This window comes from Bradyrhizobium sp. USDA 4454 (assembly GCF_054822705.1).
In genome coordinates, this window is record NZ_JBTRCN010000001.1 from 1,660,725 (window position 1) to 1,684,728 (window position 24,004).

Here is a 24,004-nt window from a genome sequence, read left to right on the forward strand (position 1 = left end):
GGATAGCTCCTTGAGGCTTCACGGTTGAGCCAGTTGCCGAGCGACTTGTAGCTCCGCCTGTTCGTACCGATAGGGCGGAATTTCAAGCCCTTCGGCCGGCGCCTCGAGCGCTTGCGATTGTGCTGACCACTCCTTATCCTTGAAGTTGTCGACCAGGGCGCCGGCATTTTGACCGGGATTGGGTACGCGGAAAAGGTGGCATCCAAGAAACGCCATGCGGCGGCTTCTCCAACCCTTTCTTGCTCGTCAGCTCGTCGTCAGCTTGCCGCAATACGATTCGCAGGCAGAGCTCGCCTAGCCCCACTCGGCCCAGGCAAGCAACGCTAGAGGCAGGGGAACGCCATGTTCAATCCGGTAATTGGCCAAGCCACGCGCGCCGATCAAGCTGATGAACTGAGTCAGTCGGCGGACAACGGCAACTTCGAACAAGTGCTTAGGGATCTCGCGCAGGAAGAGTGCCTGCCCCCCGAAGAGCTGTCGGATAAAATGGGGCTCTGCTGCAGCAGGCCGCACACCTCGGATGCAAACATTCACACCCCGGTCTCATCGGACCTCACCACCTCCTCTCTGTCTTCCGGTTCAAGTTCTGCCTCTCCGGCGGAGGCGAGCCAGCCTTTGTTTCGATACAGAACTGCCGAATTATCTGGCGCCAATGACAATGGCATCTGCGTAGGCTTGGCAGCTGAGTGGCTCCTCAATCTCGCCAGTAGTCCACCGTCTCGAATGAGCGCGCTGGTACCGGGCGCTGAAAATCATGCCTCGGCGGCAGTGCGGCAGCAACGGTATGAAGATCTCAGGGCGTTATTGCGAAGTGACGGGGCTGTGGATTCCAGAAACCTTCAGGCAAAAGCCGCAATGTTGCGGGAGGCGGGATTAGAGCCTGCGAACGCTCAGACTCGATATAAGTTTGGAACGTCCTCACAAATTGCCGAGATAGCGAATGAAGTCACCGATGATCCATCAGTCTATCTGATCAGCCTGCGTTTTAACCCGCGTGGCGCGCATACAATTGCGACCTCGACATCGAATGGAATGACGACTCTGTTCGATCCAAATTATGGAGAATTTACCGTTCGGTCAAACCAGACGAGCGAGCTATTCAAAAGCCTCGGCGACCGATACAGGAACCCGCCGAACAGGCTTCAAATATCCCGGGTTGTCACGCAACGAATGACGTGAGCAGCATATTAGGGCTCTGGAGGCCGGTCCGACGTCCTCGCGCGGATTGTTTTGTCTGACAGTGGCCATGGAGATTGGAAGCCGCATTGGTTTGAGGTGCCAACTCCGAAGCCATCGAAGATCGCATTTGCTGCACGTCCGGTCGTGCCCTGAAGGTATCGCAGCTTGGCGCCGAGATTCACGCCGGTTGCGCATGAGCTGCGGTACGTTAGCGAGATTGCCTCGCTTGCTTGAAGAGATCGACAACTCACGCGCGACAGAGGCGCCTGCCTCAAACTTAGGGGTTGAGGCGCCCTACACAAGGATTGTGCGGCGCGGGAGGGCGCAATAACGGTATCCGTTGGATGGTCTCAGTTGAATTAGGGCGAGCACTCGAGTCCTTGAGGCGCAAGATTGAAGCCGTCTCACCAAAACAGGGTTAAGCTTCTGGTGTTGGCTTCAATGGCCTTGTCGACCAGCGGAGGTCGGCATGTTCGCCGGCCAGTCTCAGCGACGCGCGGAGACGACCTGCTCCGAAGCGCAATCGGCTGGTCGGTAAGGTCCGTGTTTCGAAGCAAGCTATCGGATCTCGTCCAATGAGAGCGCATGCATGCCTGTCGCGCGGGCCTATTTGATCGCTGCGCGCTCGTCCGCGTGGGCGGCATCATCTCAAACTTTGCAATGGCCGGAATGGTGGCCCGGCGTAAGTCGTGAGCTCGCAGCTGCCTAGGCCGGGGACAGTTGCCCATCCCACAGGTCGCCGTTGCTCGTGAGGGAGTAATGGTAACGAGCCTGTGGCGGACTCTTGCCGACCCTGCCGAGCCGCCTGTCAGGTTCGTGACCAAATGTTGGTAGTCGACCTAAATGCAGGCCGCGGCATTGCAAAAATCAAATATTTTGAATTGGCGCGACGCTTGCTTCTTCACGACGTGATCTCGATTGGTCCAAGGACGATCGGTGAGATTGACTGAGCAGAGGTGGAGGGGGCCAGGGTGTGAGCTGAGGTGAACCGACCCGTGACGCGCCCAGCTAAGAAAGATTCTAGAGGTACTCAAGAGTGAGTGACACGCTTTGAACGCCCTGGCTCGAAATCCGCGGCCCGATGGGATCCGTAACCTGTCAAGCTGCGCGTGTATTCCCGTTGTCGTGGCGAATTATCTGGACGTCTATTCGGGTGTTTTCAGGATCTGTTCCTGGATGTCATTTGTGCAGATATGAGAGGAAGCCCAATCATCACGCCGCTAAGCGTAGCGAATACGAATCCCGCCGACGTATATATCTCGCCCGTCAACTTGACAGCTAATGGCAGGGCACATCTTGGCCACGCTGCCGGGCCATTTCTCAGAATGGACGTCGTGCAAAGGCACCTGAAGAGGGCAGGGCATCATGTTCGCTCCGGTCTGACGACCGACGGTTTCGAGAACCATGTTCTAGTTCGAGCAGCGCGCGAGAGCGTCGACCCGTCGGACTTGGCTCATGGCTTCCATGTCGGAATTGCTCATGATCTCGCCTCACTAGGGATCGTTTTCGACCATTTCGATGATCCAGCCCATGGCAAAAATCTTCAGCGGTTCTCCAATGTCAGCAACGCGCTCATGGATGCGTTATCTGCAGCAGGATCGCTGGAGTTTCGCGCAGCGCGGCTACCCGTCGATGATGCTGGCTCTGCTCTGACGCCAACGGAAGAGCGTTTCTGCATTGGAGGCTGGTTTGGTGCAACCTGCCCCATATGCGAAGCGTCCGCAGGGAGCTTCTTCTGCGAGCAGTGTGGACATCATTTCGAGCCAGATGAAGCACGGAATCCGGTGTCGAGGCGAGGACGGATTGTAGAATGGACAGATAACATTTCTGCCTTTCTCTCAATTGCGCGAAAAGACCAACTCGTCCGGGCCTGGGACGATGCGGCGATCGAACCTGCCTTTGTGGAGATAGGGAAGAGGTATATCGCACGCAAAGGGCAGCAAATGCGGTTGACCGTTCCTGGCCTGCATGGATTGTCCTGGAGTTCGCAGGAGTTCAACACACGTCAGATCCTGTTTAGCTACTCCTCGTTGCTCTATGCTCATTCACTCTATTGCGGGCATAAAGATGCCGAGACATCTGGCACGCCAAGTGCCTTTGCGCGCAACTCCAATACTTTCCTGATCGGCGCGACTGGCATCGACAATACAATTTCGATGCTCGTGGGAGTTACCGGATGCGCATTGGGCCAGGGAACATTTCGTCAGTTTGACCGAATCTTCTTTAATCATTTCCTTCGGTTGAACGGATCGAAGTTCTCCACCAGTCGCGGCCACGTGATTTGGGCGGGTGAAATAGCTCAAGTGCCGGATATATCAATCGATATTCTCAGAGTATGTCTGTCGGAAATCTGCCCCGAAGAAGCGGAAACCGATCTGATCCCAAAACAATTGATTGACCGCTATAATGCAATTCTCGACAAGAGCGCTGGGGTCATCAACCGTTGCACGGGCATCATCAGCGCGATGCCGGCCATCGCCGCGTGTCACGTAGACGATGCAATGATGATCACGCTGGACCGGCTGTACGACCAGCAGTGCTCCGCTCTCTCGCTAGATCATCTGCGCGTATCGCACGCGTCCAGATCGGTGACCGAATGGCTCGATTGTCTTGATTCCAATCCGAACCATCAGACCGCTTACACATGGCTGATGGGCTTCAGCGTACTGGGCTGGCCGCTGATGCCCAGGATAACGGAAGTTCTGTGGCACTGGCTCGGTCATGAAGGACATCCCCTCGCAGCCCGCGCGGCCAGGCCCTCATCCGAACGAAGCGGAAGCGTACCAAGAATCGATCGACGCAGCTTGACGGCCGCAGACATAGATCGGTTCCTTCCGGGAAGAGTTGCACAATGAGAGTCGCAGCGAGCATTGTCGCCGCCGAGAAGTTGCCCGATAAGGTGCCGCTCGAGGTCTCGATTCCATTTATGCTTGGTAGCATCAACGTGGCCGCGTCGTATGGGTCGAGCTTCTTTCTCGTGGATGCTCTGCGGTCGGCTCCACAGAGCGCATCCATAGCGGGAACAGTTATTTCGACCGGTACGGTCACGACAATACTGTGTTCGCTTGTAGCTGGCCGGATCGCCGATCTATTTGGCGTGATGCGAACGATCACCCTTGCTGCCGCGGTGATGGCAATTGCAATGATCTGTTTTGCAGCGGCGCCGGCTTTCATGTTCCTCGCTTATCTCGGCGGGCTCTCGCTGGGCATTGGATGGTCAATCTTTTATATGCTGGCGCCGCTTCAAATCCTGGAACGCGTGCGGCCTGCGGCTCGTGTCAAGTATCTCACCTTGCTTTCCGGATCCCAGATGCTGGGGATCGGACTAGCTGTTCCCCTGGCGCGCACCGTAGTGGAGATTTCCGGATCCTATATCGCAGCGTACTCTCTATTCGCGGCTGCATGTCTCGTTGGCGCGATGCTGCTGGAGTTGGCCGGCAGGGCACTGGCGCAGGCTCCTCATATCGAAATGGCGGCTGTTCGACTCACGTTAGAGGGCCTGCGAGTGGCCTTCAAGTCGAATACGCGTTATCCGATCGTCATGATCGGCATCGGCGCATGCGTGTTTTCCGGTCTGTCCACGTTCCAGACGCTTTACGCTTCATCGCGGGGGCAATCCGCCGATACATTCTTTATAGTCTTCACGGTGACGGCTGTTTTCTTGCGCTTCGCGGCGGCGCCCGTCATCGGAAAGGTCCGACTTGAGTGGGTCGCGGCGTTTCTCGTCGTGTGCACCATGGCGGGACTATTCTTGCTTTTGATCAATGAAACCAGTGCGGAGATCTACACCCTCGGTACAGCGATGTTCGCCCTTGGATACGGACTTAGCTATTCGACTCTGAACGGTATGGTTGTCTTCATTGCAGGTACAGACGGGACATCATTGGCGGTTGCTTCCCAGGTCTTCACACTTTCCTACTTCGTTGGTCTATTCGGATTTCCATATATCGCCGGGCAGATCGTGAGCGCCCACAGCTTCGATGATCTGCTGATCAGCATGATGATGCTTGTCGGTAGCAATGGCATCGTTCTCGCAATTCAAGTGTTTTCAACCAGCCGGGAACGTTAAATGGCTCGTCTTGCGGACAGTGTGATGTCGAAGCAGGGCGGCGGCCATCAGGTAACGGCAATCGGCGCAGGCCCGGCGAATCTCAGCCTGGCAGCGCTCGCGGCCCCGATTCCGGAAATTGCCTTACACATCCTGGAAAGATCGCAGGCGCCGAGTTGGCACCCAGGGTTGCTTCTAGATGGGGCTCTTATGCAAACCAGCCCCTTAAAAGACCTGGTAACACCAGCAGATCCGACCAGTGCATATAGCTTTCTCGCCTACCTGCACGAGAAAAGACGGCTTTATCAAGCCATTGTTCGAGGAATCGCTTCGATTGGCCGGAGCGAATTTGAAGATTATCTGAAATGGGCAGCAGAAAAGCTAGCGAACGTTCAATTCGGCGAACAGGTTATTGCAGTCGAACTACGCGGTGATGCGTTTAGGATCGCTACCAATCGCCGCAATTATCAGACCCGTACGACAGTGGTCGGCGTAGGCCGGGTGCCCTCTGTTCCTGACTGGAGCAGAAATGCACCGGAGAATCAGGTGTTTCACGCGAGTAGCTTTTCCCTGCGACGACGCGAGTTCCCCAACAAGCGTGTTGTTGTGGTAGGTGGCGGACAAAGCGGCGCAGAAATATTTCTTCATCTGCTAACCGGCGCATGCGGCGCGCTGGCAGCCTTGGTCTGGGTCACGTGCCGCGCAAGCATATTTGCCCTCGAAGATAGTCCCTTCGTCAATGAGTGGTTCTTTCCACAGTTTGGCACATGGTTCCTTGAGCAAAGCGACGCCGCCAGAAAACAAACCCTTGAACGGCAGGTTTTGGCGAGCGATGGCGTCAACCCATCGACACTACGCGCGATCTACAACGCACTTTACGAGCGCGAGGTTGGTCGAGGTTCGTATCCCGCTCAGGTTGAAATACGCGTCGACACCATGGCTGAGGAGCTGCGTGCCACATCTCCATTTCGCCTGGAGGTGCGTCAGCAGGCCACCGGCGTCCGCGCAGAATATGTCGCTGACATTATCGTGCTGGCCACGGGCTACCGTAGCGAGATCCCTCCCTTTCTTGAACCGATCGCAAACCGACTTTCGATTGTGAGTGCGCCTGGGGGCTCTCGGGAGATCGTGGTCGGCAAGGAGTTTCGGGCCCGGTTTGATGGCCCCGAAAGCTGCCGCTTATACGTCCAGAATGGCGCACGATTTCAACATGGCATCGCCGACACAAATCTGAGTTTGGTTCCTTGGCGCGCCTCGACGGTGCTCAATTCGATCATTGGTCGGGTAGCTTACGATTGCGGGCCTGCAACAGGAACTCTCAAGTGGCATGATGCGGTGCCTGAGAGCGCCCGCTGAGGATCGGCAATGGGCGGCGTGTTGCGATCCAGCTGCATGATTGGAGATACACCGTGAAGAATGCTCAGCTGATGACTTTAGGGGACGTCACGGTGTATAGCCCCGGCGTACTGGTACAGGGCGTCAAAGGGATAGATGATCCGGAGATCAGCGTTCCGGTTGAATTCATCGAATTCCGCCTCGATCCACTCGCGGTGTCGACGCCTCATTCCCATCCTTCCACCGAGATCTGGCGGATCACGAGCGGGCGCGGTCAGGTAGTGACCGACGATGGTGAGTTGGCCGTAAAGGCCGGCGATCTGGTGTTTCTGCGACCAAATCAGACCCATCACTTGCGGAATAGTGGCAGCGAAGTTCTGAGCGCCTTCTCCATCTCCTGGAAATAAACTCAATGACTGACAAGATCTATGACCTCGCAGTCATCGGGGCTGGCATTATGGGTCTCAGTGCTGCCTTCATTGCCGCGAGCGATGGCCCGGAAAGAAGAATAATCATTGTCGAACGAGATTTCGTTGGATCTGGTACTAGCGGGTTTGCGCCTGGGATCCAGATCAACATCTGTCGTAACCAGAAGGAAAGGAGCCTCATCGATTGTGGTTCGAAATTCTGGCGCGGGATCTATCCTGACGGACTATGGCCCAAGGGACGAGACTGTGATGTGTTTTGGTTGACGCGCAATCCCGGCGAACTCGCGCGACAGAGCAGCGTGGGCCACCCGACCCCATCGACACCCTCCGCTCTGGCCGAGAGGTTATTATCGCTGCCTCAGTTCTTCGTCCCCGGCGATGTGGCCGTCCTGTTGGACCGTGGTTCGTACTGTCAAGTCGATTCCATCGTTCAGGATCTGACTCAAAGGCTCAAGATTGAAGAGGTTTCAATAAGCGAACGTACATCGATTACGAGAATACGGCAGGGGCCGCGCAATATTCTTCTCCAAACCTCTGATAACAGCGGACTCGCGACGAAGCGGGCCATTCTTGCAATCGGGCCCTGGTTACCAGGGTCACCGTTGCGCCGACATCTAACAGACGAATCGGGATTGCGAGTTAAGAAGGTAGTCGCGCTCCATTTGGCCGCACGGCCAACGCCGAACTGTCCAATGATCGGGCTATTCGATGACTACGCATTCCTCATTCCCATGATCGAGCAGGGATACTGGTTGTTTAGCTTTACCTCGCAGGAATGGGATGTGAAGCCGGTGTCCGATGAACTGCGGCTCAGTTCGGATGATCTCGCGCGTGCTACCGCAATTCTGGCCAAGTGGTTTTCCGCCGAAGTGCCAGCAGTGGCGTCAGCACGTGTGTTCTGCGACTGCTATTCGGCGGATGGTGTTCCGTTCTCCCATCCTGCGAAAGATATCGCAGGTTTGCACGTTATCGGCGGTGGTTCGGGTAATGGATTTCGCTTTGGGCCAGCATGTGCGCAAGAGGCGGTGCGATCCCTATATTCTGCGGATAAACACGCCATTACAGCGATATGAGGGTGGCATATGCCGGATGTGATTGGTCTCAATTCCAATCTCTCTGATAATCTGTCAGATGCCGGTTATGCCAACACATCGCGATCAACCATGCTTGTTGACCTCGGCGCGATAGAATCTAACTACCGGAAATTTCGGATGCTGGCGCCCCAAAGCGCTTGCGGCGCAGTTCTCAAGGCAGACGCCTACGGCCTTGGCGCGCTGCGCATAGCGCCGGTTCTTGCCCGGCTCGGCTGCAGGCATTTCTTCGTCGCCGATGTGGAAGAAGGCGCGGTCTTGCGCAAGGTGCTGCCACTATCTGCGAAGATCTACCTGCTGCACGGAGCTATGCCTGGTTTGGAGGCGGCTATTGAGCGCCACGATTTGCTGCCGATCCTGAACAGCAGGGAACAGCTGGATGCATGGCTTAGGCATTGCCGCCTTCGCAACCGGTTGTTGCCCGCAGGTATCCATGTCGACACAGGCTTGTCTCGACTGGGGTTTCCCATCGATGAGCTGCAAAAAGCCGCCGAGAATGAAAAGGTGCTGTCGGATCTGCCTGTCGTGTTGTTCATGAGCCAACTCGCCTGCGCGGAGTGGCGCAACGAAATCAGTCGGCAACAATTGCATCAGTTCCGCAAACTCACCTATCTTTTTCCCAAAGCCATCCTTTCGCTCTCGAACTCAGCGGGGCTATTTGCGGGATGTGAATTTCATTTCGACCTCATACGGTCGGGTGGAGGAATTCTCGGCCTTTCCATATCCGGTGATCCCGACTTCAGGCCATCGCAAGTCGTCCGCCTGCGAACGCGAATCATTCAATGTCGCAGGGTCAAGGTCGGGGAAGCGATCGGATACCACAGGTCATACCCAGTGAAGAGACGGATGCGTGTCGCGACCGCCTCTATTGGCTATGCAGATGGGTTCCCGCGTAGTCTCGGCAATCGAGGTCATGTCTTCGTATGTGGTACTCGCGCGCCAATCGTCGGCTTCGTTTCGATGGATCTCATCAGCATCGATGTGACGGATCTGCCCGAGAGTTCGACTGCGCCGGGTACAATGGTTGACCTGATCTGCCCCGAGCAGACCGTCGCAGATGTGGCTTTAGCCGCGAACATGCTGAGCGATGAACTGACCACGGCGATCGGACGCCGATGTCGCAGACTTTATATTTCCGGCAAGCGGAATGAGATGAGGCTCCAGTGAACTCCTCTGCATTCCGGCCTCGCCAAGCGAATCGAGCGATCTATCTGGGCGACGAAGGCATGCGTCTCATGCGTCCGGGCTACTTCACCGCTCGGGTGCGCCAGTTCCATGAACGTGAGAGAGCCTACTATCTTGAACTCCTGCGTTCGACTACATACCGATTAATTATTGAGGTTGGTTGCAGTTGCTATCGCCTTATCGGTATCAAGAACGATGAGAGTGATTACCTTGGTATCGATATCAATCCACCTCGTGCACGAAGATTGAAGGAGGACAACGGAGCTGTTGTCCGCTGCGAGGCCAACAAATTTTTTAAAAGAAGGCGTCTGGTCGGTGAGATCATGCGGCGATATGACGGAAGAGTGCTTTGCATTCTGCCGTTCAATTTTCTTGGCACCATGGATCGTCCGATGGAATTTCTCACGCTAATGTGCCAGACGCCCTTTGATCTCGCGTTGTCGCTCTTTTCAACCAGCGAGACAGCGACCGCGGTGCGACTAGAATATTATGATCTTTGCGGGATAAACGTTCAGGCTGTGGTGCGGACAGATGACTACGTCCGATTAGATTGCTCAAACGGCTTCCAGGCGTTTGCGTTCGATCCATGTGTTCTGACGAGCCGAATATTGGCATTTGGATTCCGTTTGAATGAGGCAAAGTACTTTGAGGTCTGTAATTTCCTTCATTTCAGTAACGAGCGGGTGTGAAGCTTATTCGCGTCCGATTTACGAGACATGCAGAAGGGGCAGGAGGGGAGCGACGCTTCCTTCGTCGGAGGCATTAGCAGAAAAGATGAAATACAAGTCGATTTTGATCGTCGATTCAGTGAAGTAGTGAATGTTACGTAGGTGGAGCGCTTAGCAAGCGTATGCCGCTCAACGTCGTCTCAAATGCGGACGCAGAGCAAGCAAGGGTCCGGAGCGAAAAATGCTGCAGGAGCCACCCGATCGTTTTCAACGGAAACTCCCGCGCCGCGCGATCGTGGATCCGTCGTCCGGCGTGGCGGTGATGGAGCATCTCAAGGCTGACGCGATGCGCCATCAAGAACTGGCAGCTTTGGGTGGTCAGCGGCTTGTTATCGCTGACAAGGTCAGACCATGGTCGAGGTGAGACTTCGCGGATCCGCAATGCTTGTGTGGCAGATCGCCTTCGCTCCACCTCGTGGCTGGACGTTAGACATATTGTACCAATTTAAGGTAATCGTCTGTGAGAACAGGGGAACGGATGGAGCGAGCCGCGTCTTGAAGAAAATTGGCCAGCGTCTGGCTGGCACGAGTGCGGCGCTCGACACTTAGTCGTGTCGGCGCGCGAGAATGCACCGCGGCTAGTTCGGTACTGACCAAATCAGCCGCCGCTGTGGCACAGTCCGAAGCAGTGAAAGTGCCAGCAGTCATGACAGCTTGTGCTAATCCCAATGTGGTGAGCCAACCTGCATAGATTAGCACGGCACCGTCTGTCTCATTGAGGCCGCGGAGCTCGTCAACGGCGTCCGCATGGATTGACGCCGCACCCAGAGAGACAAAAAGATCGGCTATTTCGTCGCGCGTGGCTCTGGAAAGAAGACAGCGGCCAAGATGGGATAAAAGCGTCTCCGTCGGCCCTTCGAAGATGCGGAGAATACGGGCGTCACGATAGATTTTAGCTAACGGCGTTCCCTCGTCGTACCCTCGGCCACCCAACACTTGGACGCATTGATCGGCGACAAGACCGCACCATTCGGACGATAGTACCTTCGTCGCCGACGCAAGGTGGACATTGGGAGATCCTTGCCCAGAGACGAGTCGGCAGGATGCCGTAAGCATCGCTTTCACGACTTCGCGGCGAAGCACCATCTGCCCGAACAGCTGCTCTATATAGCTGTTCTCAATCATGCGCAGCTTACCTAGGCGACGATGATTTGCATATGAAGCAGCGACCTGGATCGCGCGCTCAAGGGCGCCAAGGCCCATCGCAGCCACACCTATTCGGCCGCGGTTCATGCTGGATGTCGCTGCGCCCCAACCGTCTTGGTCGCGAGAAAGCACGTAAGCACGTGGCACCTCGACATCTTGGAACTGGAGAGTGTTCTGTATAATTCCACGCAAACCGAGGGTGCGATGCTCGTGCGTGACTTTAAGGCCGGGAGCCTGCCTATCAACCAGTACACCAACGAGGCGACCTCTGGCATCATGACCGGAAGCTCGCGCAAAACAAACGATCCACCGGGCCCAGTCAGCGAGGCCAATCCAAATTTTACGGCCGCTGATGCGAACCTTATCTTCATGCATGAAAGCCGAGGCTTCTATGTGCCTCGGGGCAGAACCTGCTCCAGGCTCCGTCAAAGCGAAAGCGCAAAGATCGCCGCGTGTTGCACCCCGTATGACCTGCTCTTGGTTGGGGAGATGCGGTGCCGCTTCGATGCAGGGCAAAGCTAGAAAGTTATGAATGACGAGGGTAGAGGCAGCGGAGATATCGAAAGATGCAGTGGCAGAGATGAGCTCGATGGCCTTTTGCAAGGAAAGAGCCAATCCGCCGCGATCTGCCGGTATGGTGAGCCCGAACAGTCCATGCCTCGCCAGCATGCTATGTAGGGTCGGAGGGAATGCTCGACGGTCATCCGCGTCTGCGAAGTTTAACTGACTGAGGTCATCGATCAGACTGGAGTATAGGCTGGAAGCCCGAACTCCGGCTGAGCGTTCCGGTGCCTCCTCGAAAAGGGCGCAAACTTGAGAGGACATAGCCATGCCGCCAGAATGATTGCCTCTGCGCTGTATGCCAATTATCCCTGCGGCTGGCCCGAATACACATTGGTATAGCTCGCTGGCCAGAGCCCCCAGAATTTGTGCGGGGGACGCTATGCAACAGGACGCCCGGTCAGAACGCATCGCAGGTTCTGAGGAGCAGGTTCCGCATTAGAACGTGGCGCCTGGCGTTGACCGCTTCGCCGATGAGCGAACGACGTGCAGCAGGCTCGTGGCACGGCTCTCTCAGCAGAGTTCTGCGATGCCGACGAGCCTTGATCAGGCTTGCGGTCTGCCACGCGGCGAGCCGGACTGTCCTGCCGACGGGCACCGGTGATTCCCCACATCGAGCCTTACGAAGTCCGGCCGATCGATGTCGGAGCGATTTCGAACCGAGACGCTGCGCCGACTTCGCAACAGAGGGGGCCCAACGTTCAGAAGCGAGTCCGCGCCGCTTTGGTGCGGGGTGCAAGGTCTGCTACGATCGCTTCTCGTTGGAAAACGTCGCTGAGATTCACATTTGCTCATTGCCCAGTTTGGCCGCTCTTTATTTTCAAGCTGCCCGTCTCTTATCCCTGAGTCAGCCGAGATTGCGGCCCCAGTACAGGCCCTTGGCCCCCAGAGGTGCTGGGGCCGTCAGCGGACGTCAAAAGGTTGGTCGGCAAGCTGCTTGTGGACCCCGAAGCCTTCCTCTCGATCACTACGCTGTAGGTCATTGCCGGAGCATGCTGAGTAATTTGAAGACCGACGTGGAAACTGAACTTGAGGAAAACGCCGAGGCATCTTTCGATGTCCGCGTGCAGGAGTTTCCCGGCGACTTGGTTAGTTCACGCTCGGCGCCGCATTGCCGTGGAGGCGGCGGCATGATTGTCACCCTCTCGATGAGCAAAGCGGCTCATGTGGCTTTCTCGCGACTGTGTCGTCAAAGTCACCAAACCGCTTGAGCATCGGCCTATGTTCGTCGGGAGCGAGGATCCATGTACGATATCTACGTGAACGAACGGAACGACCTTCTCGTCGTTCCTCGGGGCGATTCCATTCCGCTCCATTTCAACAGGAACTGGCGGAAGAAACGCGTCGTACGGTCGGTGAGCGAGCAGATCCGCGAAGACATCCGGACGCACGGCTACCATCGGCGAAGTGTTACAGCTAGGCCGCGTATTCGGGGAGCTTGCGCGTCCTCTCAGCCACATGCTGAAAACGCTAGCTGACAAGGTCGCTTGATCTGGAAAAGAAGAGTTCATCCACATCTTAGGTGCAGGGGTTATGGGCTTCATTTGCGAACCTCGGCTCTGATGGACAGTCGAGGCTTTCGGTGCGCCTGGTCGGGCGTGGGATGAAGCCGTCGTATTCGACAAGACCTCCAGAAGGCCGGCGGCTTTACAGACGTCAAAGTCGTTGCGAGGTGGTTCGTTGTTCAGGCGAAGTCACGGGACGGCAAACCTGTCGGTATGAGCATTGGTCGGCATGGAATGATGTGTTTGATGCAATGAACGGGACGGAAAGCAGTGAGGGCACAGCAGGGGCTGGTTCAGGTCCTGCGTCGTCAGAAACCAAGCCAAGCAATTCAATAAATCAGAACGCGGGCGCGTTGCGCGAACTTTTCGCATGGAACTGGAAGGCGGCCCGCGAGCTCAGCGCACGGGAGGCTGCATGAGCCGGCGCCGCCATTCATCATCATCTTCATCATCGATGGCGGCAGCCGCGATTCCTCGACGAACTTGAGCCTTGGCTGCAGGCTCGCGCCGCGCAGCATCCCATCACCACGAGTATTTCCTGTGCTCGACGGTTATGTCGCCGCGATCGCGGCAGGGCCGGTGTCGATAAGTCCGCCCGACTGGAGCTGTCCGCTACTCGCCATCGACGCCGATCCGTTCAACCATGCCGGCAAGCCTGAGTTCGCTGCGATTTCGGCCGTCGCGCTGCGCCACAACGACCTTGGTAACGTTCTTTCCACCGCGCCACATCGGTTTGCGCCCACCATGCCCGCAAGCCGAATGGCGACGTTGATGCGCGGCCGTGGTGCCCGAGATTCTATGCCGCCATGCGGCTGAGACTATCGGCATGGGTCCCGCTGCTCGACACCCGCAATATAAACCGCGGCTTGCTCGTGCCCACCTGCTGCACTGCGTCGACGATCAGGGGCTTCCACTGCTTGGACCACCAAAGAAAGGCCGCGAAATCGAGGAATTCCTGCGCAACGCCCATACCGATGTCCCGGACCTCGTCGAGACCATGCGCCAGTACTGGATGCCGACCCGCTACGCTCGCGCGCGCACTTATCACGGCTGATTCGGGACCCCAATTTGGAAGCTTGAATCGCGGGCGACGGGCCGAGCATAATGCTTTTGCCATGTCAGGCCGACTTATCCTCACGGCTGCCCTCAAGTTTATCTCGCAAGGCCGTGATCACGCGATGGACGATCCGTATATCCTTGACCGACAGCCCGTCTGAAAGATCGTTGATCCAGGGAGCCTGCAATTCCATTGCGGCTTCGAAGGCGCGCTGTCCATTCTCAGTGAGCACGACGAGCTGCGCCCGTCGGTGATGTGGGTTGACCTCAAAAGATACGAGGCCCTCTCTATGCAGATCATTGATAATCCGCTGCACGTTTTGACGATTGCCGCCGAGGTCGCGAGCGAGCCAAGCGACCGGTTGGGGCCGTTCGGCGGATACAATGGCGCCAAGCACCTGCCAGCGTGCGCTTGTTAGGCCAAGCGGGGCGACCAGACGGTCGCCGGCCGTCAGAAGTAGGCTGTCGAGCCTAAACAGATCGAGAACAAGGTCGGTCAGGGCGTCACCCTCGGGGGTTCGCTTGGCTCTTTTCATTTGTCACCATTGTTTTATATTGACATCATGACGTCAAGTTGTTATGTAGCCATAGTACCAATTAGGCATCAAAGTTCAAATAGCCATTCAAATAGCCATGGAGGCACTCATGTCGCTGCTACGCCCGCTCGACCCTTCCTTCCCGATCGATCGCCAGATCGCTGTTGAGGCAAATTCTGTCGTCCTGGTGAATCCATTCACTCTCGACAAAGCCGATGAGGCGGCTTTTCTCAAGACCTGGCAAGACGACGCAGCGTTCATGAAGCGACAGCCGGGCTTCATTTCCACTCAGCTGCACAGGGCTCTCGGCGACAGCCCGACCTATCTGAACTACGCCGTCTGGGAATCCACCGCACACTTCCGCGCGGCCTTCACCCATCCTGACTTTCTAGCAAAGATCGCCAGCTATCCGGCCTCGGCGATAGCTTCCCCTCATCTGTTCCAGAAAGTTGCCGTGCCCGGCATCTGCGTTGCCTAGCTCTGCTGCTTTTAAGAAGGCAAGATACTCATGATCAAGTTGATCCATCCTGTCGCTGGCGCCTTGGCTATCGCAACGATCGGCACATTTTGGCTATCGACGGTACTCAGTGAGCTGTTCGCGTCCCATGCCGCAGTTGCAGCCGTTAAGAGCACCATACCGTGGGGTTTCTTGTTGCTGATTCCGGCGCTCGCTGCGACCGGTGGTACAGGTGTCGTCTTGGCAAAGGGCGCCGGGCCGGACTGATCGCGACCAAATTCAAGCGCATGCCATTCGTTGCAGGAAACGGCATCCTGATTCTTATTCCGTCTGCGCTCTTCCTTGCGTCCAGGGCTCAGGCGGCAGAGTTCGATGCCACGTTCTATGCTGTGCAGGCGATCGAGCTCGTCGCCGGCGCAACAAACATTATACTTCTTGCTCTCAACATGCGGGACGGCCTCAAAATGAAGGGATGGCTACGCCGCAAACCCGCTTGAACTGGAGCGGCGCGGACAACTGACGTGACGCCCGGTATTGTCGTAACTTTATGAGTACGCGCCCTAACCCCGCGGCTGGGTTCGCTCAGTCGAACGAGCGGCTACGAATTCGCTGCTGAACCATAAGGTCTGAATTATGAGTGAAACTTCTAACCGTCCGCCCGCGGTCTGCTTTCTGCTTGGACTTCCCCGATCGGGGACAACGCTCCTTGCGCATCTGCTCCAGCAACACCCAGAAATTGCGGCTCCGCCTGAACCCTGGTTGATGCTGGCGCTCGAGGCTTTTGGCAGGGTGGACCAAGGCCACCCGGCAGGACCCTCCTTGATTGAGGGCGCAAACTCCGAATTCCTAGCGCGTATCGATCGGACGATTGCCGATCGCGCTTTCGCCGACGCAGCATATGGTCAGTATCTGGCAGCAGCAGGCAAGCGGATCATCATAGACAAAACGCCACGCTATTGGGCAGCGCTTGAATTTCTTGAACGTGTCTATCCGCGAGCGCCACACATCCTTCTGGTGCGTAATCCCTATGCCATCGCGGCTTCACTGAAATCCACGTGGGGAATCCCGCTTCGGGCGGAAAGCTCCTATTCGCTCAGCGCGTCCAGTCTCGCCGATCTCGTGCTCCGCGTGCCAGATGGCTTGATATCTGCACTTTCAGATTTGGTTCTAGGTCTTCCCAGATTGGCTGCGCAGCGCACGCGCCCGCACACACAGCTGGTGCGATACGAACTGCTTGTGGCCCATCCGGACGAAGAGGTTCGGCGCCTGCTGACTGGACTCGGCTGTGATCCGGCGGCGAACGCATCGGCTGGCTTTGGACAAGTAGACTATCTTCGATCCAGCCGCTTCGGAGATCGAAAAATCCTGGAACGAAACGCGGTCGACCAAAGCTCGGTCGATGCATGGCAATCCCAACTAAGCATTGAAGAAATGCAAACCGTGACCGATCTGGTTGGCGCCGACCTCTTGACAGACCTCGGATATGAGGCGGAACTACTTCGTGCACAGCAAGCCGGGGTCGTTGATAGAGGACCTCAGCTCACTGAGCTCTATCGACAGGTATTCCAAATCTGGTGGGATTTGCGAGTTGGCAAGGGGGCATCGTCCGGGCCATCTCAATCTGGTGGGCAGGTCCACATTGCTCGAACGGTTGCACAGAACTTTCGCTCCGCGTCCGACTCCCCCGTGGTGCAGGCGGAAGATCCGTCGTCTGCCGAGCTTGAGGAGAATTTGCAGCTGGCCAATTCACCGACGACACAGTTGCAACAGGCACTGTTGGCGTCAGAAGCTGATCGAGCTGCAAGGCTAGATGCTATTCGAGCTCGCGATGCGGCTATCGAGATATTGCGAGGTCAGGTTGCGCGGCTTGAGCAGATCATCAATATAGCTTAGGCGATCTGCATGCTTGCGATCAAAACCTGCCGGCTGATTTAACCTTAGCCTATAAAGAGCTGATCTACGTATAGGTGTGAGGCTGATGCCACAGCATTGCGGCGGAATGCGACAGGTCTCAGGCTGTGTCGGTCTTCTGCCCAACGCGCACGATCGTCTGAATAGCCACGCGCAACGCCGGGCCCGTTCCGCCGCCAACATTGCTCCACTGGGCCGGAGTCGCAGGGCGGCGAAGAACCGAAATCCAGCATCCAAAGAACTTACATGCTGTCAAATCATCTGCGCCGTCTCGTATCAATCGATCGAAATCATGCGTGAGGTAGTTGCCGAGTTCAACAATCCGGTCATGCTTTACTGATCGGAAAAGACTCCAGCGTGCTGCTGCATATTGCGGTTCTGTCCGGCAAAATTGGCTTTTCCCTGCTTCACGTCGATACGACATGAAATTCAGCGAGATGATCAGTTTCCGGGACGCGACGGCCAAACGGCTCGGCCTCGAGCTGATCGTGCATGTCAACAAGGAGGGCATTGCGCGCGGAACCCGATCGACTCCGGATCGGCGCTTCATACCTAAGTTATGAACACCGATGCCTTGAAGCAGGCGCTCGAGCTTTACGGATTTGATGCCGCGTTTGGGGGCGAGCCCGGCGTGACAAAGAAACGAGCCGCGCCAAAGAACGGATACTCTCCTACCGTTCGACCGGACACATGGGATCCCCGCAACCAGCGGCCGGAGATCTGGAGTCTGTTCAATGCGCCGATCCGCCAAGGTGAAAGCATGTGGGTGTTCGCGATGTCAACCTGGACCGAGCTAGATGGAAATATACCATGCTCGAAAAGATACCGGTCGTCCCGCTCTACTTCGCAAAGCAACAGGCGCCGAGGATACGTCAGACGAGGCTTGATCGGGCCAACCGCTACTGGCATGGATGACCGACGCGGCTCTCGACGCCACCTGCCAATCCAACTCAAATGGTGTCTGGAGGTTCGCCCGAAGCTGAAAAGCCCTGGCTTTCTTGCCAGGGCTCCGCATGTGTGGGCGCTTTGAGGGGCGCAGTCAGAAATCCATACCGCCCATGCCGGCGCCGGGAGGAATTGCGGGACCCGCCGCGGCCTTCTTCGGCAGTTCGGCGACCATCGCTTCTGTGGTGATCAGCAGAGCTGCCACGGAGGACGCGTTCTGGACCGCGATGCGCACGACCTTTGTGGGGTCGATGATACCCTTGGTGACGAGATTGCTGTACTCGCCCGTCTGGGCATCGAAGCCGAAAGAATATTGATCGTTCTCGAGGACTTTGCCGACCACGATCGAGCCGTCTTCGCCAGCGTTGATCGCGATCTGGCGGGCCGGCCAGGACAGCGCCTTGCGCACGATCTCGACGCCGGTCTTCTGGTCGTCGTTCTTGGTGCGCAGGCCCTTGAGCTGCTCGGAGGCACGGAGCAGGGCGACGCCGCCGCCCGGTAGGACCCCTTCCTCGACAGCCGCACGGGTCGCATGCATCGCGTCATCAACGCGATCCTTGCGCTCCTTCACCTCGACTTCGGTCGAGCCGCCGACGCGGATCACCGCAACGCCGCCCGCGAGCTTGGCGAGACGCTCCTGCAGCTTCTCACGGTCGTAGTCCGAGGTGGTCTCCTCGATTTGCGCCTTGATCTGGGCAACGCGAGCATCGATGTCGGCCTTCTTGCCGGCGCCGTTGACGATCGTGGTGTTCTCCTTGTCGATCATCACCTTCTTGGCGCGACCGAGCATCTGCAGCGTGACGTTCTCGAGCTTGATGCCGAGGTCTTCCGAGATGGCCTGGCCGCCGGTCAGGATCGCGATGTCCTGCAGCATGGCCTTGCGGCGATCGCCGAAGCCCGGAGCCTTGACGGCCGCGACCTTCAGGCCGCCACGCAGGCGGTTGACGACGAGGGTGGCAAGCGCCTCGCCTTCGACGTCTTCAGCGACGATCACCAGCGGCTTGCCGGTCTGCACCACGGCCTCGAGCAGCGGCAGCAGCTCATTCAGCGAGGAGAGCTTCTTCTCGTTGATGAGGATGTAGGCGTCGTCCATCTCGACGCGCATCTTGTCGGCGTTGGTGACGAAGTAGGGCGAGATGTAGCCGCGGTCGAACTGCATGCCCTCGACGACGTCGAGCTCGGTCTCGAGCGACTTGGCTTCCTCGACCGTGATCACGCCCTCGTTGCCGACCTTCTTCATCGCGTCGGCGAGGAACTTGCCGATCTCGGCGTCGCCGTTGGCGGAGATGGTGCCCACCTGGGCGATCTCCTCGTTCGAGGTGACCTTCTTGGAGTTCTTCTGGAGGTCCTCGACGACGGCTTCGACCGCGAGGTCGATACCGCGCTTCAGGTCCATCGGGTTCATGCCGGCGGCGACCGACTTGGCGCCTTCGCGCACGATTGCGGCTGCAAGCACGGTCGCCGTGGTGGTGCCGTCGCCGGCCGCGTCAGCAGCCTTGGAGGCGACTTCGCGCACCATCTGGGCGCCCATGTTCTCAAACTTCTCCTCCAGCTCGACCTCCTTGGCGACGGCGACGCCGTCCTTGGTGATGCGCGGAGCGCCGAACGACTTCTCGAGCACCACGTTGCGGCCCTTCGGACCGAGCGTGACCTGTACCGCGTTGGCGAGGATGTCCACACCACGCAGCATGCGGTCGCGTGCGTCTACTCCGAATTTGACTTCTTTGGCTGTCATAAACAATTCCTTCGGTTATTCTCTCATCCTTCGGCGCGCCGGCAGGCGCCCGTCGGGGTGAGATGTGCGAGTAGCCGGGTCAAGCGGCCTTCTTTTTGGAAAACACATCGGTGAGAACGCCCATGATGTCGCTTTCCTTCATGATCAACAGCTCCTGGCTGTCGATCTTGACCTCGGTGCCCGACCACTTGCCGAACAGAACACGGTCGCCGACCTGGACGTCGATCGGAATAAGCTTGCCGGTCTCATCGCGGCCGCCCGGGCCAACGGCGATGACTTCCCCTTGCGAGGGCTTTTCCTTGGCTGTGTCGGGAATGATGATACCGCCGGCGGTCTTCTCTTCAGCGTCGATGCGCCTGACCACGACGCGGTCGTGAAGCGGACGGAAATTCATACGGACCTCCTGAGCGTTTGAACGAGCTGGCGTTTCGCCACATTGCAACAGTATCGCTGATAGCAAGAGCCAGGCCAACGATGAGGAGCGCCTCTTGCCTGCGGTTCTGCTGAATCGTGTGCCTGGACTGCGTGTGTCCTAGGTCGGAAGCAGACGTCATCATGTCTAGAGACAGCCAAGCTGTTGCGAAAATGACATTGCATTTCGTCAACACAACCACATTCCGCCTATACCGCCTTCGCGGTCTTTGGATGCACGCCGCGGGTACCGCGAAGTGAAGGGTAGCGGAACGTAGCGTGACCCGCGGTCGACGGTCCGAATTGGCGTAGCCTTCCGGACCCGAGCCGGTTCGTCGGGAGCGCCCGATCACGTGGGAGGCCGCGTGCCCATCGGAGTGGCCATGATCGATGCTCCTTTAGGAGTTCGTGCCGCAGCAATGCTGTTTTCTCCGAGCGCCGGTACGGGATCGGCGAACGTTGCGGTGAGTTCTGCGACCATCATTCAGCGGCGATCAGCGTGGGCTGGGACGCGCTCTCAGGATCGCCCGGTGTGATCGCGCTCCTTCGGGTCAAAAACAATAAAAGTGTGAGCCGAAGCATCGTGAGTGCGCGAATCTGCAACGCCGGCTGTCAGATGGCAGGGCGACATTGACTGGGCTGCAACTGCGGTCGAGGGTGATTGGTCATCGTTGCGCAGGAGCGGTAACTCTGTCCTCGACCGCTCCATCGAGAGCCGCGGACGGGTAACGCGACGGTACAACGATGTTTAGAGGAAGACGTTTAGTCTCGAGGGCGAAGGACCGCACACCGGCATGGCTATCAGCTTCTCCTGCACGTTTTCCGATTTACGTCCTTCCGGATAGCTCTGTCGCCCCCCGGGACAATCGCTGCGGCTCCCACCGCGACAGACTCCCCTTTGGTATCACCGTCCAGATGGCCTTGGATAAAGGGCGACGGGCATATGAATTATATACGTTGATATGCATTGTGCGGCGGCGTCTGGCGTGTGATTGCGGCTCCGAGCACAAATCTCAACTATTGGGGCAAGACCGGTGTCTTCTGTGGAAATACATCAGCACATTGTTTCCCTTCTTCAGAAGTCGGATCCGGTGATCCTGGATATCGGATGCAACGACGGAACCGACACGAAACAATTTCTCAACCTGTGCCCGCAAGCGCAGCTCTACTGCTTCGAGCCTGACCCCAGAGCGATCGCGCGCTTCAAGAAGAAGCTGGGCCCATCTCTCGACAAGGTGAAGTTGCTTGAAATTGCGATCAGCGATCGAAACGGGGTGATCGAATTCCATCCAAGCAATGCAGATGGTGATGCGAAGGAATGGGACCTTTCTGGCTCGATACGGCGCCCGAAAAATCATCTGACTGAGTATGATTGGGTTCGTTTCGATCGTCCCGTCCCGGTTCAAACGCGGCGGCTTGACGATTGGTGCAACGAAGCCGGGCTGAACAGGGTCGATTTCATCTGGATGGATGTCCAGGGAGCCGAAGCCGACGTCATCGCCGGCGGCATGCAGACCGTTAGCAACACGCGCTTCATCTACACGGAATACAGCGACCGCGAGCTCTACGAAGGGCAGCTGTCCCTTCAGGCCATTCTTGACCTGTTACCGTCGTTCGAAGTGGCGGCGCACTATCCGCGCGACGTGGAAGGCGATGTATTGCTCAAAAATACGCGCTTCTAACGGCTACTCGAATACGGCGCTCATTCGTAGCTGGAAGACTGATTTGCGCAGTTTATGCCGCTCAAAGCTGCACAGCCAGTGATCAATAGGGCGAACACACGTAGCGGTCGGACAGGCTTGCAAGCGTCATTTTGTTCGCGGCTGTTATTGCAGATCCAGCCGATGGCGGCCACGTCGAGGCTTTGGTGAGAGTGTGACAATCACCGGCTTAGCGAGCCGGCACGACCGGCGATTTTGCGGTCAGCCGCCCGAGCAGTTTCAGATGCTTGAACCAGGACTACCAGCCGGCGCTCCAAGCGTTTAAGCGTCTGAACGGCTGCTGTATGTTCTGGGCCTCTTGGAAGCTGGTGCACTCGTTCGAACAAATGCCAAAGCAACTGCATGAGTTCGCGTAGCTCCCTGAGTTGGTCCGATTTCATCACGCACTTAGCGCCACTATCTTGTTTCACGCCGTGAGTTGATGGTCACGCCTTCCCCTGACGTCTTCCTTGTTCGAATGAATCTGCATCTGCGGACAATTTGGTGATAGCAGGATTCATTTGGAGCTTCCTTTATCCATGCGAACATAACTGCAGCAGCCGATCATCCCGTAGGCCTCCTCGGCCGCTCTGGGGCGAATTAATCTCACGGCCGAGGCTTGGCAAGGACTGTGCCATCGGCAAGCTCAGGGAAAAAAGGTAGGTGAGATTGTTGTGCGCCTTTTGGCCAGTTCGAAAGTCACAGCAGCGGACGAGCGCGACTGATGGAATGAGCGTGCGCCGCCACTTCAGCGAGATAGTTATCGATCGCGGTTCGCGCGAGCGCGCTGCCAGGATGACGGAAGTGCACGTAAATTCCGTCCTGCCAGCGACTGATCCACAGGTATGTCTCGCAAGCATCAGAACTACGACTGATCATAAATCGTGTCCGCCACTGCGGCCACAGGTCTGACCCGGGCACAGTGCGATTGTCCATATAAGAGACCATGAAACGGTCGCGCAGCGCGGTGCCGAGCAGCTCCATCGCTTTTGGAAATGGCACCTGAGCGGTTTTCTTGGCTCGCTTGAGCTCGAGCCGCGCGCCGCGCAGGAGCTCCGGCAGCGTGCCAGCCAGGCGGAAACGCACCGGGCTCATCCCGACATACCATCCTACCGAGCGCATCGAAGGCAGGTCGTACCGCGTGTGAAAGGGGGCAACGGCAAGGAATTCTTGTTGGTCTGCCAGTGTCTTTCCGGCGAGCGCCAGACAGGCGAATAATCCCGTCGTCGCGTTTCCGCCCTGGGACCTGCAGCCGCGATCGAACTCAGATGCTTGTGCCGCGTCGAGCAGCCACATTCGCCCTGTGCGTTGTAAGGTGCCCTCCGGAGCGCCGAGTGGTAGCGGGAAATCCGGCAATTGACCGCCGTTTGCGGCGATCAGTTCGCGCCAGTGAGCGATAGCAGGATGATCATCGGTCAAATAGCCCAGTCGCTTTCGTTCGGATTCAGCGTGGTCCAGATAGCTGCTCACCGGCGCCAGCCCGGGCGCCCCTCCCAGGATTGCGGCTGTGTACAGCTCGCGAATTTCGTATGGCACTAAGGCGATGGAGTAGGCATCGCTGACGGAGTGGTCGCAGGCCAAGAGGAGGCTTGTCGATGTCGGCCGTGTGATCGTCACGAAGACATATGCCGGCCAGGACAGCGGCTTGGTCTCTGCGTCGAATAGCTCTTCCAGCAATTGAGCTATTTCATCGGGATCGGCGTAGTCACCGACCACGGTTTTTTGAAGCGCTGCCGCGCCTCGACCAATCGTCGCACGACGAATTGCCGGTCCATCCTTGACCAACCGGCTGCGTAGCGCCTCGTGCCGGTCGACCCAGCCAAGAATTGATTTGGTCAGCGCAGCGCTGTTGAACTCGCCCGGCAAGTCGAAGGCGGTGCCGAGCCAGCCGGGCCGGCTATCGTGCGCAAAGCGAAGATGGTCTTCCTGAACGTGGGACGGACGGCGCGGGTCGGGCCGCCAGCTGACCGGGTCGGGAACGCTGACCCGCCACACCATCAGCCTTCCAGCCTGCCGATCGGCATCGCAAAATTGCTTGATGTCCATG

The 24,004-nt window shown here is 57.5% G+C and carries 20 protein-coding genes and 2 pseudogenes; 16 read left to right on the forward strand and 6 right to left on the reverse strand.

Going from position 1 to position 24,004, the window contains the following annotated elements; all coding sequences use genetic code 11:
* Positions 1 to 18: 18 nt before the first annotated feature.
* Positions 19 to 216 carry a hypothetical protein gene (locus ACVIW0_RS07525; RefSeq protein WP_461351741.1) on the reverse strand — a complete coding sequence of 66 codons (198 nt, stop codon included), beginning with the start codon at positions 214 to 216 and terminating at the stop codon, positions 19 to 21.
* Between the two features lie 126 nt (positions 217 to 342).
* On the opposite strand from ACVIW0_RS07525, the gene ACVIW0_RS07530 reads away from it, so the two are divergent.
* From ACVIW0_RS07530 to ACVIW0_RS07570, 9 genes are all read left to right on the forward strand, one after another.
* Positions 343 to 1,179, forward strand: a complete 837-nt coding sequence (locus tag ACVIW0_RS07530) for a YopT-type cysteine protease domain-containing protein (protein WP_461351742.1) — start codon at positions 343 to 345, stop codon at positions 1,177 to 1,179.
* Positions 1,180 to 2,372: 1,193 nt separating this feature from the next.
* Positions 2,373 to 4,034 (forward strand): class I tRNA ligase family protein, encoded by a 1,662-nt coding sequence (locus ACVIW0_RS07535; RefSeq protein ID WP_461351743.1) that lies wholly within the window; start codon positions 2,373 to 2,375, stop codon positions 4,032 to 4,034.
* On the forward strand, positions 4,031 to 5,248 hold the full coding sequence (locus ACVIW0_RS07540) for an MFS transporter (RefSeq protein WP_461351744.1): 1,218 nt from the start codon (positions 4,031 to 4,033) through the stop codon (positions 5,246 to 5,248). The genes ACVIW0_RS07535 and ACVIW0_RS07540 overlap by 4 nt, the downstream gene beginning before the upstream one ends.
* The gene (locus tag ACVIW0_RS07545) at positions 5,249 to 6,583 is read left to right on the forward strand and encodes a SidA/IucD/PvdA family monooxygenase (RefSeq protein WP_461351745.1); all 1,335 of its coding nucleotides are present in this window, start codon (positions 5,249 to 5,251) and stop codon (positions 6,581 to 6,583) included.
* Positions 6,584 to 6,636: 53 nt separating this feature from the next.
* A complete protein-coding gene (locus tag ACVIW0_RS07550) occupies positions 6,637 to 6,969 on the forward strand; it encodes a cupin domain-containing protein (protein ID WP_461351746.1) in 333 nt (110 codons plus the stop codon).
* Positions 6,970 to 6,974: 5 nt separating this feature from the next.
* Entirely contained in the window at positions 6,975 to 8,063 is a 1,089-nt protein-coding gene (locus tag ACVIW0_RS07555) for an NAD(P)/FAD-dependent oxidoreductase (protein ID WP_461351747.1), read from the forward strand.
* 9 nt (positions 8,064 to 8,072) lie between these two features.
* Positions 8,073 to 9,248, forward strand: a complete 1,176-nt coding sequence (gene alr / locus ACVIW0_RS07560; protein WP_461351748.1) for an alanine racemase — start codon at positions 8,073 to 8,075, stop codon at positions 9,246 to 9,248.
* On the forward strand, positions 9,245 to 9,955 hold the full coding sequence (locus tag ACVIW0_RS07565; RefSeq protein WP_461351749.1) for a hypothetical protein: 711 nt from the start codon (positions 9,245 to 9,247) through the stop codon (positions 9,953 to 9,955). Before alr ends, ACVIW0_RS07565 begins: the two co-directional genes overlap by 4 nt.
* A 220-nt stretch (positions 9,956 to 10,175) precedes the next feature.
* Positions 10,176 to 10,358, forward strand: coding sequence for a hypothetical protein (locus ACVIW0_RS07570; protein ID WP_461351750.1), 183 nt, complete (start codon positions 10,176 to 10,178; stop codon positions 10,356 to 10,358).
* A gap of 62 nt (positions 10,359 to 10,420) precedes the next feature.
* On the opposite strand, the gene ACVIW0_RS07575 is transcribed toward ACVIW0_RS07570, so the two are convergent.
* Positions 10,421 to 12,112: an acyl-CoA dehydrogenase family protein gene (locus ACVIW0_RS07575; protein ID WP_461351751.1), complete on the reverse strand. Its 1,692-nt coding sequence runs from the start codon at positions 12,110 to 12,112 to the stop codon at positions 10,421 to 10,423.
* A gap of 1,634 nt (positions 12,113 to 13,746) precedes the next feature.
* Here ACVIW0_RS07575 and ACVIW0_RS07580 point away from each other — a divergent pair.
* Together ACVIW0_RS07580 and ACVIW0_RS07585 are read left to right on the forward strand one after the other, a co-directional pair.
* Entirely contained in the window at positions 13,747 to 14,022 is a 276-nt protein-coding gene (locus tag ACVIW0_RS07580; protein WP_461351752.1) for a YecA/YgfB family protein, read from the forward strand.
* Between the two features lie 10 nt (positions 14,023 to 14,032).
* The gene (locus tag ACVIW0_RS07585; protein ID WP_461351753.1) at positions 14,033 to 14,260 is read left to right on the forward strand and encodes a hypothetical protein; all 228 of its coding nucleotides are present in this window, start codon (positions 14,033 to 14,035) and stop codon (positions 14,258 to 14,260) included.
* Positions 14,261 to 14,324: 64 nt separating this feature from the next.
* On the opposite strand, the gene ACVIW0_RS07590 is transcribed toward ACVIW0_RS07585, so the two are convergent.
* Complete coding sequence (locus ACVIW0_RS07590; RefSeq protein WP_461351754.1) at positions 14,325 to 14,798, reverse strand: MarR family winged helix-turn-helix transcriptional regulator; 474 nt, start codon at positions 14,796 to 14,798, stop codon at positions 14,325 to 14,327.
* A gap of 109 nt (positions 14,799 to 14,907) precedes the next feature.
* Between ACVIW0_RS07590 and ACVIW0_RS07595 the strand changes: the two genes are divergently transcribed.
* The 4 genes and pseudogenes from ACVIW0_RS07595 to cysD all read left to right on the forward strand — a co-directional run.
* Complete coding sequence (locus tag ACVIW0_RS07595; protein WP_461351755.1) at positions 14,908 to 15,276, forward strand: antibiotic biosynthesis monooxygenase family protein; 369 nt, start codon at positions 14,908 to 14,910, stop codon at positions 15,274 to 15,276.
* A gap of 30 nt (positions 15,277 to 15,306) precedes the next feature.
* Positions 15,307 to 15,752: pseudogene (locus tag ACVIW0_RS07600) on the forward strand (hypothetical protein).
* 136 nt (positions 15,753 to 15,888) lie between these two features.
* A complete protein-coding gene (noeE, locus tag ACVIW0_RS07605) occupies positions 15,889 to 17,148 on the forward strand; it encodes a nodulation protein NoeE (RefSeq protein WP_461351756.1) in 1,260 nt (419 codons plus the stop codon).
* 264 nt (positions 17,149 to 17,412) lie between these two features.
* Positions 17,413 to 18,024, forward strand: a pseudogene (gene cysD, locus ACVIW0_RS07610) (sulfate adenylyltransferase subunit CysD); the annotation flags it as partial.
* 181 nt (positions 18,025 to 18,205) lie between these two features.
* Here the strand turns inward: cysD and groL are convergent.
* On the reverse strand, positions 18,206 to 19,846 hold the full coding sequence (gene groL / locus ACVIW0_RS07615; RefSeq protein ID WP_461351757.1) for a chaperonin GroEL: 1,641 nt from the start codon (positions 19,844 to 19,846) through the stop codon (positions 18,206 to 18,208).
* Between the two features lie 79 nt (positions 19,847 to 19,925).
* Entirely contained in the window at positions 19,926 to 20,240 is a 315-nt protein-coding gene (locus tag ACVIW0_RS07620; protein ID WP_229158150.1) for a co-chaperone GroES, read from the reverse strand.
* Positions 20,241 to 21,291: 1,051 nt separating this feature from the next.
* Between ACVIW0_RS07620 and ACVIW0_RS07625 the strand changes: the two genes are divergently transcribed.
* The gene (locus ACVIW0_RS07625) at positions 21,292 to 21,939 is read left to right on the forward strand and encodes an FkbM family methyltransferase (RefSeq protein WP_461351758.1); all 648 of its coding nucleotides are present in this window, start codon (positions 21,292 to 21,294) and stop codon (positions 21,937 to 21,939) included.
* A 717-nt stretch (positions 21,940 to 22,656) separates the two neighbouring features.
* On the opposite strand, the gene ACVIW0_RS07630 is transcribed toward ACVIW0_RS07625, so the two are convergent.
* Entirely contained in the window at positions 22,657 to 24,003 is a 1,347-nt protein-coding gene (locus ACVIW0_RS07630; RefSeq protein WP_461351759.1) for a condensation domain-containing protein, read from the reverse strand.
* Between the last annotated feature and the right edge of the window lies 1 nt (position 24,004).

Bases quoted from the DNA above. Each gene is read 5' to 3' on its own strand.
- ACVIW0_RS07525 (WP_461351741.1), bottom strand. From the start codon at position 216: ATGGCGTTTCTTGGATGCCACCTTTTCCGCGTACCCAATCCCGGTCAA.
- ACVIW0_RS07530 (WP_461351742.1), top strand. From the start codon at position 343: ATGTTCAATCCGGTAATTGGCCAAGCCACGCGCGCCGATCAAGCTGAT.
- ACVIW0_RS07535 (WP_461351743.1), top strand. From the start codon at position 2,373: ATGAGAGGAAGCCCAATCATCACGCCGCTAAGCGTAGCGAATACGAAT.
- ACVIW0_RS07540 (WP_461351744.1), top strand. From the start codon at position 4,031: ATGAGAGTCGCAGCGAGCATTGTCGCCGCCGAGAAGTTGCCCGATAAG.
- ACVIW0_RS07545 (WP_461351745.1), top strand. From the start codon at position 5,249: ATGGCTCGTCTTGCGGACAGTGTGATGTCGAAGCAGGGCGGCGGCCAT.
- ACVIW0_RS07555 (WP_461351747.1), top strand. From the start codon at position 6,975: ATGACTGACAAGATCTATGACCTCGCAGTCATCGGGGCTGGCATTATG.
- alr (WP_461351748.1), top strand. From the start codon at position 8,073: ATGCCGGATGTGATTGGTCTCAATTCCAATCTCTCTGATAATCTGTCA.
- ACVIW0_RS07570 (WP_461351750.1), top strand. From the start codon at position 10,176: ATGCTGCAGGAGCCACCCGATCGTTTTCAACGGAAACTCCCGCGCCGC.
- ACVIW0_RS07575 (WP_461351751.1), bottom strand. From the start codon at position 12,112: ATGCGTTCTGACCGGGCGTCCTGTTGCATAGCGTCCCCCGCACAAATT.
- ACVIW0_RS07585 (WP_461351753.1), top strand. From the start codon at position 14,033: ATGGGTCCCGCTGCTCGACACCCGCAATATAAACCGCGGCTTGCTCGT.
- ACVIW0_RS07590 (WP_461351754.1), bottom strand. From the start codon at position 14,798: ATGAAAAGAGCCAAGCGAACCCCCGAGGGTGACGCCCTGACCGACCTT.
- ACVIW0_RS07595 (WP_461351755.1), top strand. From the start codon at position 14,908: ATGTCGCTGCTACGCCCGCTCGACCCTTCCTTCCCGATCGATCGCCAG.
- noeE (WP_461351756.1), top strand. From the start codon at position 15,889: ATGAGTGAAACTTCTAACCGTCCGCCCGCGGTCTGCTTTCTGCTTGGA.
- groL (WP_461351757.1), bottom strand. From the start codon at position 19,846: ATGACAGCCAAAGAAGTCAAATTCGGAGTAGACGCACGCGACCGCATG.
- ACVIW0_RS07620 (WP_229158150.1), bottom strand. From the start codon at position 20,240: ATGAATTTCCGTCCGCTTCACGACCGCGTCGTGGTCAGGCGCATCGAC.
- ACVIW0_RS07630 (WP_461351759.1), bottom strand. From the start codon at position 24,003: ATGGACATCAAGCAATTTTGCGATGCCGATCGGCAGGCTGGAAGGCTG.